Raw genomic sequence first — 14,185 nt, 5'->3', positions numbered from 1 at the left:
AAATGAATATTAGGGGGATAAAGATAAAAATGCACATTAAAGATCGAAGTTCGATTCATGAAAATAAAGAAGTAGAAGCGTTTTGGAAGGAGCAATTATCTTCCGAGATTCTCGATTTTTCTGTATTTAAATTTAATAACGATTACCAACTAAATAAAGAAACACCTTGTGAATACGTTCAAGTCATAGTGAATGTAGAATTTAGTAAAAGTATACAAAAAATAAGTAAGTCTCAAGATTTATTATTATTTAGCTGGTTTCAAGCCGCTTTAAGGGTTTGTTTGGCACATTATACAGATCAAGAAAGAATTACTATTGGTATTCCTATAATTGAAAAGAATCTTGAACAAAGTGAGAATCTTAATAAGTTGATTCCTTTAGGAAGTGAAATCCAGCCGCATCACACCTTTAAACAATTAGTAAATGAGATTGAACAAACGACTTTATTCGGGTATGAAAATCAGGAGTATCCGCTCTCTGAATTATTAGTTAAACACAATTTAACTCCTTTTCAAATTGTAATCGGGATGGAAGGATTACATAATGAAAATTCGCTAGAAGAATACGCAGAGAATAATTTAGCCCTATGGATACGAAGAAAATGGAATGAAATACATAATGAATTTGAATTTCAAATTTCTTGCAAGTCCCGTTCATTCTCTTCTTTGCAACAGTTTGCCAATTCGTATTGTTATGTTTTAAAGCAAGTTTCACAAAATCCGAATTTGGCATTGAAAGATATTTGTATTATTGCAGAAGAAGAAAAAGAGTTGTTAGAAGGATTGAATACTTTTCAAACGGGCATAGACTTGTTTCAATCATTTCAAGATTTGTTTGAAGCGCAAGTATTAAAAACTCCAGATCAAATTGCTGTTGTTTGTAATGATCAATCTTTGACATATAGAGAATTGAATAAGAAAGCGAATCAATTGGCTTCTATTCTTCAAAGTAAAGGTGTTTCAAAAGAAAGTATTATTGGCGTTATGGTAGATCGGTCATTAGAAATGATTATTGGTATGATGGGGATTTTAAAAGCAGGAGCAGCGTATTTACCAATCGACCCTAACTACCCAACTGAACGAATTGAATATATGTTACAAGATAGTCAAGCAAAATATTTACTTAGTAAGCGAACAGAGGAAGTATTGCCACAATTTGCAGGTGAAGTACTGTATCTTGATAAAGAATATCTTTTTCAAGGTGAAGAAAGTAATTTAGTACGAGAACATAATCCTAATGATTTAGCTTATGTTATTTACACATCAGGATCGACAGGAAATCCAAAAGGGGTAATGATAGAACAAAAATCGCTAGTTCATTTTTTAAATGTAATGAGAGAAAAAGTAAAAGCTAATCAATCATTCTTGTTTCTTGCTAGTGTATCTTTTGATATTTCCTTGTTAGAAATATGTCTTCCTTTAACGCAAGGTTCAAAAGTAGTAATTGCTACAGAGGACCAGTTTGCAACAAAAGAATTGGCTCATTTGGTCAAAAAACATAAGGTGGATTTATGGGAATCAACGCCATCGCGAATGGAAGTGATTTTGAGTGATCCAGAAGGGGCGATTTTTCTAAAAGATTTAAAATCTATTTTATTAGCAGGAGAATCATTTTCCATTGATTTGGTTGAAAAAATTCGTTGTATCAGTGAAGCAACAATTTTAAATATTTATGGTCCCACAGAAACAACCATTTGCGCAACAGTAAAAGACTTGAGCACTTCCAAAGAAGTTACGATTGGCAAACCTAACCCGAATTATCATTCCTATATATTGAATAAGTATGGCCAATTAAAACCATTTGGAATTCCCGGTGAACTCTGCATTGCTGGCGTAGCGGTAGCACGAGGGTATCTTGGTAAAAATAAACTGACAGATGAAAAGTTTGTACCGAGTCCTTTTGCGGCAGGGGAAATGATGTATCATACAGGTGATCTCGTTCGTTGGTTGCCTAATGGAGAACTTGAATATTTAGGTAGAATGGATCAGCAAGTGAAAATTCGGGGGTATCGGATTGAATTAAGAGAAATCGAAACTCAATTAAGGGAATATCCAGAAATAAACCAGGCTATCGTTGTTGATCAAGTGTATGGAAATAGGAAATTATTAGCTGCCTACTATGTATCGGATAACAAGGTGTCTTTTGATGAAATCAGAAAATATTTAAGTGATAAATTACCTGAGTTTATGATTCCTGAAAAAATGATTCAGGTAGAAGAGATTCCATTGAATCCAAATGGAAAAGTGGATAGAAAAAGATTGTTGGATATAACACAAACGGATTATGTATCAATTCCATACGTTGCTCCGCGCAATGAAATTGAACAAAAATTAGTGCGTGCATGGGAAAAAGTTATGGAGATCGAGGGAATCGGTATTCATGATAATTTTTTTGCATTAAAAGGAGAATCTATTAAAGCACTTCAGGTAATTAATTTATTAAGAAAAGACGGCTTAAAAATAAGTACAACAGATTTTTTTAAGCACCCCACAATCGCTCAACTGAGTTCTTGTGTAAAGCTAGAGCATAAAGAGGAAAACCTTGAAAGTAGACCAACTCATGTTAAAGATTTGTCTAAGCCATTTTCCTTAACAGAAGTTCAGACAGCGTATATGATAGGACGGAATTCACAGTTTGAATTAAGTGGTATTTCCCCTCAAACATATTTTGAATATGAAACAGCTTTGGATATCAATCGTCTTTCAAAAAGTTTTCAAAAGGTAATTCATCGTCATCCAATGTTGCGAGCTGTAATTTTACCAGAGGGAAAACAGCAAATATTACAAAGCGTTCCTGATTACGAGATTGAAATAGTGAGTCTCATAGATTTAGATGATAGGAATCAACATGCTCGCTTACAAGAAGAGCGTTCTCGAATGACTAACCATGTATTCCCTTTGGGGCAATGGCCTTTGTTTGAATTGAAAGCTTTTCTTTTAAAAGAAGACACGTATTTATTATGTTTTCGATACGATGCTTTATTAATGGACGGAGCAAGCATGAACATTGTTGGACAGGATTTGTTGCATTATTATTATAAACCAAATCAAAAATTAGAATCTTTATCTTTTGATTTTCAAGATTATATGTTTATCTATGATGAAATGGAACAAAGCGAAGAATATAAAACAGCAAAAGATTATTGGACAAGTAAGCTTCCTGACTTTCCGTTTGCACCTTCTTTGCTGTTAAAAAAGGATCCAGCAGAGATTGCTACTCCTAAATTCCAATCACTTACAAAAATCCTGGATAATAAAAAATGGACAAAGCTACGAAAGTTAGCACAAGAGAAAGAGGTAACGCCTTCCGCTCTACTTTGTACAATATATGGTGATGTGTTGGCATATTGGAGTAATCAACGTCGATTAGCAATTAACTTGACTGTATTTAACCGTTATCCTGTTCATGATGAAGTAGAACAGATTGTTGGAGATTTCACATCACTTATTTTATTGGATGTTGATGTAAAACCAGAGCAAACTTTCTTTACTAGAGTAAAAGAAACGCAAGCTACTTTATTAGATGGCCTTGAACATCGTCATTACGATGGAGTTAACTTTATTCGAGATTTTACTCGATATCATCAAATGACGCCAAAAGCAGTTATGCCAATCGTTTTCACCTCGATGTTAGCAGGTGCAGGTGCTTTCTCTTGGGAACAACTTGGTTCTCTTCGCTATATTCATGCTCGGACTCCACAAGTGTATTTGGATAATGTAGTAATTGAAAAAAATGGAGAGTTATTAATTAGCTGGAACTATGTTGAAGAGTTGTTTGATGTTGATGTAATAGAAGCAATGTTTTCCCAATTTGTTGACTTATTGGAACAATTGGTGAAACAAAGCGATATAACATCTTTGCAGATGAAAGAATCGGATCAAACTTTAATTAAGCAATACAATGAAACAACAGAAAAAATACCTTCAACTACTCTGTATCAATTATTTACAGACCAAGTAAAACGTACACCGGATGAAGTAGCAGTGGTATTTGAACAAGAATGGTTAACATACTCGGAACTTCATAAACGTTCTAATCAAATTGCCCACTTCTTAAAAGAGCAAGGTATTGGTCTAGGTGACAAAGTGGGTCTTTTAGCAAAAAGGCGAGTTGACACAATTGTTAATATGTTAGGTATTTTAAAATCAGGTGCCGCTTATGTTCCGATTGATCCCGATCATCCTTTAGATCGCCAAACATATATTTTAAAAAATAGCTCATGCAAGCTTTTATTAGAACCTAGTCTTTATGAAGAAAATCATTTGTCATTTTATACAACAGAAGATATGCCCGCTATTGCTGGTCCAGAAGATATTGCCTATATTATATACACTTCAGGAAGTACAGGAAAACCAAAAGGAGTAATTATTACTCACCAAGCGGTTACAAATACTATTCAAGACATAAATCAAAAATATGAGGTGAATGAAGATGATCGTATTATTGGTATCTCTTCCATGTGTTTTGACCTATCTGTATACGATATTTTCGGAGCTTTAAGCACAGGTGCAATGTTAGTAATGATTCGTGATCCGAGAGACATGCAAGAATTAATCCGCACTGTCGAACGTAGAGGGATTACAATTTGGAATACAGTGCCTGCAATCATGGATTTGGCATTGGAGCAAGTAGGTTCTCATTTTGAATATCCTTCTTTGCGTTTAGTTTTACATAGTGGAGATTGGATTCCGCTTTCTTTACCAGAAAAAATAAAACGACATTTTCCGATTGCAGAAGTAGTCTCACTAGGAGGGGCAACAGAAGCATCGATTTGGTCAATTTATTATCCGGTCAAACAGGTGGAATCACATTGGAATAGTATTCCATACGGGATGCCCTTGGCAAACCAAACGTATTATGTGTTGAACTATGAAAAGAAAATGTGCCCTGTTGGTGTAATTGGAGATTTATATATCGGGGGAGTGGGCCTTGCTAAAGGATATTTAAATGATGAAAAGAAAACAAATGAAGCGTTTGTGTCACATCCTGATTTTGGTCTTATATATAAAACAGGGGATTGTGGAAAAATGCATTCTGAGGGATATATTGAATTTTTAGGCCGCCAAGATTACCAAGTGAAAATTCAGGGATATCGAGTAGAGTTAGAAGAAATCTCTCGTTGTCTTCTAACTTATAAACAAGTCGAACATGCTGTCGTAATTGATCAAACAGATGAGAACGGAATAAAATTTTTAGTTGCATATGTGGTAACTGAGCAAAATATTAGTACAACAGAACTACGAAAGCATTTGCAAGATCACTTGCCAGATTATATGATTCCTTCTTATTTTGTTTATTTGGACCAATTACCCCTGACTCCAAACGGTAAATTAGATAGAAAAGCGCTCCCTACTCCGGAGAAACAAAAAAATGAAGTATTTATTGCCCCAAAAACTGAAATGGAAAAAATATTAACTAGTATTTGGCAAGAAGTACTCAAAATAGATCAAGTTGGAGTAAATGATCATTTCTTCGCCTTAGGTGGAGATTCGATAAAAGCGATTCAAGTGTCCGTCAGACTGTATCGACAAGGATTCGAGCTTGAACCAAAAAATATATTTTCATTTCCTATATTAAGGGACATGGTTCAATTTGTTAAAAAGCTAGACCAGTTTTCAAGTTCACAAACAAATGATGTAAACATAATGAACGATAATAAAGCTACATTACTAAATGTTAAAGATAAACAACTTAATCAACATACACTTAACAAAATACAAGAAAAAATGCCGGATATAAAAATAGAACGTATTTACCCGTTAGCACCTTTCCAGGAAGTTATTTATGAGCATGCTACGAATGAACCTGATACAAATGCATATTTTGAACAAACAATTTGGGCACTTGAGGGGGAGCTGGATATTAAACTCTTTATTCAGTGTTTCCAACAATTAGTTGATCGTCATGATGCTTTAAGAACAATAATTGTGCAAGATGAACAAGCAAAACCTTGGCAAGCTGTTCTATATGATGTTCAAATAAATTCAGAAATAAAAAACTTGATTGAGATGACGAAACAAGAACAGCAAGAATTCCTAAAACAGTGGATGAATGAAAATTTAAGTCGAGGATTTAAAAATGATGAACTTATGACACGTCTCTGTATATTCCAACTAGGTAATAACGAGCATAAAGTAATTTGGAGTTCCCATCATCTATTATGTGATGGTTGGAGCGTCAGCATTTTGATAGACGAATTATTCCAGCTCTACGAAACTACAAATGCCGGAACTACGGCGGGGTTACCCATGGTAAAACCTTTTGAAACATTTATAGATTGGACTTTGGCACAAGATCATGAGAAAGCATGTCATTTTTGGCGAGATTATTTATCAGGATACAATCAGAAAATTAGTATTCCTAAAAAGAAAGTCCCATCTAAAAGTGAAGGGTTAAACTTCACTTTTATGGATTTAACATTAGACAAGGATTTGACTGATCAGTTACAGACATTTGTAACTAAAAATAATATAACTATGAATACGGCATTACTAGCTGTATGGGGAATATTGCTTGGCAAATTCAACGGAACGAGAGAAGTAGTATTGCCTAACCTAGTATCAGTCAGACCCCCCGAAGTAGAAGGAATTGAAAATATGTTCGGTCTGTTCACAAATGTTTTGCCTATCCGATTAGCATGGACAGAAACGCAATCTTTTGTGGACTTCCTGCAAAAGGTACAACTAGAGACATTGAAATGTAATGAGTATGCATACTATTCATTTGTTGATATACAAAAGCAAAGTGAATTAAAAACTGAGTTGACTGACCATCTTTGGGTTTTTGAAAACTATCCAACTAATCCAGCAATCTTTTCTTCAAATGAAAACAGACATTTTGCTATCACGGATTACGAAGTTGTTGATGAGCCACATGTAAAGTATGGAATTATGTGCTTCCCTGAAGAAAGACTTACAATAAAGTTTGGATATGATCAAACGGTATATGAAACAGAGAAAATACAGGAAATATTAAATCACATCCAGGGGTTAATCAACACGATTCTTCAAAATCCAATACAAACAATTTGTGATTACAAATTATAAAAAATGAAAAGGCGAGCAAAAACTCGCCTTTTTAAATAGAATAGGAGTAAATCAAATGACAAAAAAATTACAGTTATCAGCCGAAGAAATGCGTCAGTTAGGATATCAAGCGGTTGACTTAATTGTTGATCATATGAATCATTTAAAAAGTAAACCAGTTTCAGAAACGATTGATAGTAATATTTTTAGAGACAAGCTAATTGAAACGATTCCGGAAAACGGATCTAATCCAAAAGAATTACTTCATTTTCTTAATAACAATGTGTTTAATCAAATTACTCATGTGGATCATCCTCATTTTATGGCTTTTGTGCCAGGTCCTAATAATTATGTTGGTGTATTAGCAGATTTTTTAGCAAGTGGGTTTAATGTATTTCCTACAGCTTGGATAGTAGGTGCAGGTGCCGAACAAATTGAATTAACGACAATTAACTGGTTAAAATCAATGCTAGGATTCCCTGATTCAGCTGAAGGATTATTTGTCAGTGGTGGTTCCATGGCTAATTTGACTGCACTTACTGTAGCGAGACAGGTCAAGCTGAATAATGACATAGAAAATGCGATTGTTTATTTTTCTAACCAAACTCATTTTTCTGTAGATCGAGCACTTAAAGTATTAGGTTTTAAACAGCATCAAATTTGCCGAATTGAGACAGATGAAGACTTAAAAATTTCAGTTAGTACTTTAAGAAAACAAATAAAAGAAGATCGATTAAAAGGGAAAAAACCATTCTGTGTTATTGCTAATGCAGGGACAACGAATTGCGGAGCGGTGGACTCCCTCGATGAATTGGCTGATGTATGTGGTGATGAAGATATATGGCTACACGTGGATGGAGCTTATGGGGCTGCAGCAATTCTCAGTGAAAAAGGAAGGGAGTTATTAAGTGGAATTCATCGTGCCGATTCTTTAACGTTAGACCCGCATAAATGGCTTTTTCAGCCTTATGATGTTGGTTGTGTACTTATTCGAAATAGCCAATATTTAAGTGAAACATTCCGTATGATCCCAGAGTATATTAAGGATACAGAAACTAATATAGAAGAAAAAGTGAATTTTGGGGAGCGTGGAATTGAACTTTCTCGTAGATTTAGAGCATTAAAGGTATGGCTTTCTTTTAAAGCATTCGGAGTTACAGCTTTTCGTGAGGCAATTGATCATGGCATTATGCTAGCTGAACAAGTTGAAGAGTTTTTAAGGAAAGAAAAAGATTGGGAAGTAGTAACACCTGCCCAATTAGGAATTGTTACTTTTCGTTATATTCCATGTGAGCTAACATCTACAGATACAATTCATGAAATAAACAAAAAATTGGTGGAAGAAATTAATCAAAGAGGATTTGCTATGCTAAGTACGACTAAATTAAAAGAAAAAGTAGTAATTCGACTTTGCTCTATCAACCCAAGAACAACAAAAGAAGAAATACTTCAAATCATGATGAACATAAAAGCATTAGCAGAGGAAATAAACACATCGCCTAAACATCTTATATCTGTTTCTCAACCTTGATATATTAGGCGGATTTTACATATTAATAGCCGATTCTTATTTAGAATCGGCTATTATATTTAAATGATAAATACATATATACTATTTATAAGTGTTTCTCTTGTAATGGGATTAAGCCTCAACCTTGGATACTCGTTTGAAACCAGTCTTTATTGCTTGTACTATTTCGTTCACAGCATAAATAGATACATCGGCATTTGGATTTAACCCTTCAAACCAGTGATAGGCATTTGGATATAAATGAAACTCCACATCAACACCAGCTTGTGCTAGTTTGCTTACATAGGTTAATGTTTCGCTGCGGAATGGATCTAATTGACCAACAAATGTGTAAGTATACGGTAAGTCACTATAATCCTCAGCTCGAGAAGGTGCTGCATAGGCAGGGATTTGATCCGTTCCATACATTTCTCCTAAATACATTTTCCAGCCAGCTTCATTTGCCTTTTGGTTCCAAACAAATCCCTCTTTAATTTCATTCGCTGAAGGTGTATCATTTCTGTCATCAATCATTGGATATAGTGGCATTTGTAAACAAATTGAAGGATATTTTCGATCTCGTGCTAATAATGATAATGCTGCTGTTAGTCCACCGCCAGCGCTTACTCCTGCAACCCCAATTCGATTCGAATCAATGTTTAATGACTTTGCATTATCAGCAATCCATTTTAAAGCTGAATAACAATCCTCAATTGGTGCTGGGTAAGGGTGTTCAGGTGCTAAGCGGTAGTCTACAGACACGACCACACAGCTAGCTTCTTTTGCAAACCTCATACAAGTATCATCGTTATCATCTATAGACCCTAAGATATAACCTCCACCATGTATCCATAATAAGACAGGTAAAGATTCATGATTTGATTTTGGACGATAAATTCGTAATGGTAACGGATTATCATCAGGCCCAACAATGACTTTATCTGTTAAAGAAAGAGAGTCATCAACAACGGTAGGTGGTCTCATTTGAGCTATTCCTTCTCTGATTGATTGCAAATTTTCTGGGCGTAAATCGAGATCCGGAAACATCTCTAACCCTTGTAATAATTCTGGATTTACTCTAGTTTTCATTTTAGCACCTCTATTTGTAATTGTTTTCAAATAAATGAAGTGTATTCTAAGTAGTTTAATTGTGAAAGAACACCACAATTAAATTGTAAATTGGATATGTTATAACGGTCAACAGAATATTCGGAAATTAAAACCTTTCTCAAGAAGGAGTTTCATGCAATCAATAATACAAGTAGTGGATTTAAGAGCAAAGAGGTTTAATGTCGTTGTAATTATGTACATTAGAAAAATTTCTTTTTGAGTCTAGAAAAGGATTAGATTCTTTTCTAGACTCATGAAGAATTATGAAAAGCAAAATTTTATAGATGGTTATCTTAAAAATAAACAAAGAGAGAAGAATTAACCAATGTTCTTCTCTCTTTTTCATATGTAATTAGGGTATCCATAACTGTAAATACGGATGGTATAGATTAATGGATGAATAATTTATTTTTAAATTAATAACGTAATACATAAAGATTTTTGTATGTAATATTGCATATACAGGGACCACTGGTGAAAATGCTGAGCAATGTTTTTCCATATGGTAAATTAGTTCCTTAGTTATTTATTTTATTTCATTTTCAATCGTGTAAGGCTTGGGGCTAAGATTTACAAAGGTGACTAGTAAAAAATATAACAATACAAGTATAAGATTTTTTACTTAGTAATCTCGCGATTTAAGGCATGACATTGGATAAGTGTGGGGAGTTCAATCGATTTTGAATAAAATCAATAGTATCAGTTGCAATTTTTTTACGTTTAAGAACGATCCCGGCATGCCCGCATGTATAAATATATCGTGGAGGTCTTTCCCAAGATTCCCACAAGTAGTCTGTATCCTCAGAATGCACATATAGATCATGCTTACCTGAAATTAATAAAATATTTTCTTTTTTTACTTTTGGCAATGCTTGACTCGGTTCAGTGATTTTCCAATAATCTATTAAATCATCATACGTAACACCATGATGTTCCAAGTCTTCTCTAATAAATTTACCTGGAGTTGTATTCCAAATCGAATAAGAAAGTCGATTTGCATAGAAAATGGATGCTAACACATCAATTTCTTCTTCAACAAGAGAGGTTAAGTTAGTAATAAATCCGCCTAAACTAATTCCTATTAGAATCAGGGGCCCCTTTTTATTTGCTTTAATCCATTTAATCAAAGCTCGTAAATCAGCTACCGCTTGTCTAGTTGCTTGTAATGTTCGTTCAATATTTGCACTTACCATATACTCTCCACTGAATAAGGATTGATCGGGTTTTCTTTCAAAATGATAGGGTAGAGTGAAATAATACATATTCCACTTCAGGCTGGTCATATGATCGTGGAATATTTTTTTCACACGTTCGTTAGAATCCATTCTCCAACCGTGAACAAAGATAACATGAGGTGCATTTTCATTTTTATGTAAGAATAATTCCCCAGTTACAGAGTCGTTGCGTGAATCACCGGATTGAACCGAGCTTTTATATTTGAATTGCCCAACCATGTATTCCTTTTCCTGTTTTGAATGCTTAATGTCAAAATGAATATAGGATGGTTTTACTTTATAAAAAGATTCTATGTCCTTTATATTTAATGAAGTGTTAGATAGGGAAGTATACTGAAACGCTACACTTCTTTTTTTGTGTAAATCATATAAGGCGTACCGATCAATGAGTTTTGAAAAAATCAAATTAACCTCCTCCAAAATACATATTGTTTAAAACCTGGACAAAATTTATGTTGTAAATTAATTATAAAATATTCTCTTTTCCTAATAGTAGGTGATAAATTTGTATATCATATTATAAAGCTTGCAATAAAATAAAACTATAAATATATTATACTAAAATCTAAAAAGCAAGTTAATATTCTTATTCATATAAGAGAATATTAACTTGCTTATTTTCGTATTAAAAGGTGCACCTTTTAAAGCGACGTGATTTGTATGAGATACAGTAACTATATTAAAATCCCTATTATAGATATCCAAATAGGTTTCTCTATATTTATTGTATAGAAATTACACAGTAAATATTTTTTGTGCTACATATATTAAATTAATCTTAACCTTTAATTAATCTTAACCTTTATATAAATTTATTAAACGGAATAACTCCTTACCAATATTCAAAAACGGCTACGTTTTTGAATTTGTGTTCTAGCTTTTCTGAAACAGGTAAATAACTACACATAAACTCCTTATATCTCTAGTTAAACTACCGATTAGCTCCATATAAACTCTAGATAACCTATATAGAATACAAGATATCAAGGAGGTAAGAAAAAATGAATTTTATGAAACGAGCAATTCTCAGTATGAAAAAAAGGATAGGAACATCATTAATTTTGATGGCAGTTTTTCTGATTGTTACAAATTTGGTTCTTTCAGGTTTCACAATCCAAAATGCGTCAAAAAAAGCAGCGGATGCTGCGAGAAAAAAACTTGGTGCAGATGTTACTTTAGGTCTTGATTTCGACAAATTAGGTCAAAAAGCTAAGGAAACTGGAGAAATGCCAAATCCACCGCAGCTCGATACAAAAGAAACAGATCAATTAGCGAAATCCAAGTATGTAAAAGACTATAATTACATAGCTAACACTTTTGGTATTTCTGATGGACTTAAACTAGTAGGAGCTTCAGAAGAAGAAGGAAAAGGTAAAGCCGGAATGGCGGCTGTGCGAGGCGGTTCAAGCTCTGGTACAGAAATAGATATGAATGCTTCTTTTATGATTGAGGGAGTTCGCAAGACTGCATTACAAGAAAGCTTTAAAAACGGAAAAAGTAAAATCATTGATGGAAAACCAATTACAGAGCAAATGAAGGATCAGAATGTAGCTTTAATGGAAAAACGATTAGCGGAATTAAACAATTTGAAAGTAGGAGACAAAGTTAAAGTGCAATCAGGGGATAAGAAGGAAACCCTTGAGGTTGAAATTATCGGTATTTACGAAACAAATGAGCAAGGAATGGGTCAACAGGCTCCTCCTATTATGGATCCAGCTAATAAACTATATATGCCGCATTCAACTATGAAAAAATTAGAAGTAGACCAAGGTATAAGTAGTGTTCAAGTCGTGTATTTCTTGAATGATCCACAATATATTGATGCATTTAAAAAAGAAGCAAAAAAATCTAATATTGATTTTAATTATTATAAATTAGATGCGCATGATTCATTGTACAAGCAAATGATTGGTCCTATCGAAAATATCTCTTCGACTTCTCAAATGATCATTTATATTGTATCGATTGCAGGTGCGATCATTTTAGGATTAATCATTATGCTATCAATTAAAGGGCGTCGTAAAGAAATGGGAATTCTATTGTCTATTGGAGAGAAAAAGTGGAAACTGATGGCGCAATTCGTAGTAGAAGTAGTGTGTGTCGCTATTTTAGCATTTGGATTATCCATAACAACAGGAGCTAAAGTTTCTCAATATATCGGGGATAATTTACTTTCGAATGAAATTGCTACTGCAAGCGAAGAAACAGATACCTCGCAACATGGTACTGTAATGATGGCTGGACCCGGTGGTACTCTACAAAATCAAAAAGAAGATCCAATCGATAAAATTGATGTAAGTGTAACAGGAGAAGATGTAGGAAAAATGGGTGGAATTGGACTAGCTATTGCTATAATAGCAACGCTTCTTCCAGCATTATCTATTCTACGTTTAAACCCAAAACAAATTCTTTTAAAAGATGAATGAGGAGGCTCGATATGGAGACGATTTTACAGTTTAAAAATTTGGATTATTATTATGAAAGTAATGGGAAAAATGTAGCGATACTAGATAATGTTAACTTTTCTTTTCAAAAAGGACATTTCTACACGATTTTAGGGCTATCTGGATCTGGTAAAACCACAACTCTGAGCTTAGGTTGTGGACTGGATGTCCCTAAAAATGGTTATGTACTGTATAATGGCAAAGATATTAGAAAAATTGGTTTGGATCGATACCGTAATCAAAATGTATCTGTAATTTTCCAATCTTATAACTTAATTACCTATATGACCGCTCTTCAAAATGTCTTAACAGCAATGGAAATTACAGGTGTTAAAGTGCAAAATAAAACAGCAAGAGCATTAGAATTATTAGAGAGGGTAGGACTCTCAGAAGCTGAAGCGAAACGAAACGTCCTGCAACTAAGTGGCGGGCAACAACAGCGTGTAGCAATCGCTCGAGCACTATCTTGTAATGTTGATTTACTAATTGCAGATGAGCCGACAGGAAATCTCGACGAGGAAACCGCAATGGATATAATAGAACTGTTTCAAGAACTTGCACATAAAGAGAATAAATGCATTATTGTTGTGACGCACTCACAGGAGGTTGCTAAAAAATCAGATCGTGCAGTGTATTTAAGTAAGAAGAAGTTAGTCATAAATGAAATCTAATATAAACATCGTAGCTGTTTAATTCACATATTTTTCAAAAACTAGACCTTTCAAAAGCTTATATTTGATTTATAATAAAATCATGCCATAATCAAAATGGTCTCCCTGTACTGAATGTTAAAATAGTTTGTCGTTCCCGTTTTAATAATATTTGAAAAAGAACTTGTAGAATATCCTACAAGTTCTTTTT

Annotated in this window: 6 protein-coding genes; 4 read left to right on the top strand and 2 right to left on the bottom strand. The window is 33.8% G+C overall.

What is annotated here, in order from left to right; all coding sequences use genetic code 11:
• The first annotated feature begins 29 nt into the window (after positions 1-29).
• Together DN404_RS17240 and DN404_RS17235 are read left to right on the top strand one after the other, a co-directional pair.
• Positions 30-7,046: a non-ribosomal peptide synthetase gene (locus DN404_RS17240; protein WP_149215280.1), complete on the top strand. Its 7,017-nt coding sequence runs from the start codon at positions 30-32 to the stop codon at positions 7,044-7,046.
• A gap of 55 nt (positions 7,047-7,101) precedes the next feature.
• Entirely contained in the window at positions 7,102-8,556 is a 1,455-nt protein-coding gene (locus DN404_RS17235; RefSeq protein ID WP_000162820.1) for a pyridoxal phosphate-dependent decarboxylase family protein, read from the top strand.
• Positions 8,557-8,667: 111 nt separating this feature from the next.
• Here DN404_RS17235 and DN404_RS17230 read toward each other — a convergent pair whose 3' ends face one another.
• Positions 8,668-9,624, bottom strand: coding sequence for an alpha/beta hydrolase (locus DN404_RS17230; protein WP_000857943.1), 957 nt, complete (start codon positions 9,622-9,624; stop codon positions 8,668-8,670).
• 659 nt (positions 9,625-10,283) lie between these two features.
• Positions 10,284-11,285, bottom strand: coding sequence for an alpha/beta hydrolase (locus DN404_RS17225; protein WP_000577718.1), 1,002 nt, complete (start codon positions 11,283-11,285; stop codon positions 10,284-10,286).
• A 596-nt stretch (positions 11,286-11,881) separates the two neighbouring features.
• On the opposite strand from DN404_RS17225, the gene DN404_RS17220 reads away from it, so the two are divergent.
• On the top strand, positions 11,882-13,306 hold the full coding sequence (locus DN404_RS17220) for an ABC transporter permease (RefSeq protein WP_149215279.1): 1,425 nt from the start codon (positions 11,882-11,884) through the stop codon (positions 13,304-13,306).
• A gap of 11 nt (positions 13,307-13,317) precedes the next feature.
• Positions 13,318-13,995 (top strand): ABC transporter ATP-binding protein, encoded by a 678-nt coding sequence (locus DN404_RS17215; protein WP_149215278.1) that lies wholly within the window; start codon positions 13,318-13,320, stop codon positions 13,993-13,995.
• Positions 13,996-14,185: the final 190 nt, after the last annotated feature.

The sequence above is a fragment of the Bacillus sp. TE8-1 genome (assembly GCF_008368855.1).
Lineage (GTDB): Bacteria > Bacillota > Bacilli > Bacillales > Bacillaceae_G > Bacillus_A > Bacillus_A cereus.
The sequence above is the reverse complement of the archived record's forward strand: the minus strand, read 5'-3'. Positions and strand labels throughout refer to the sequence as shown.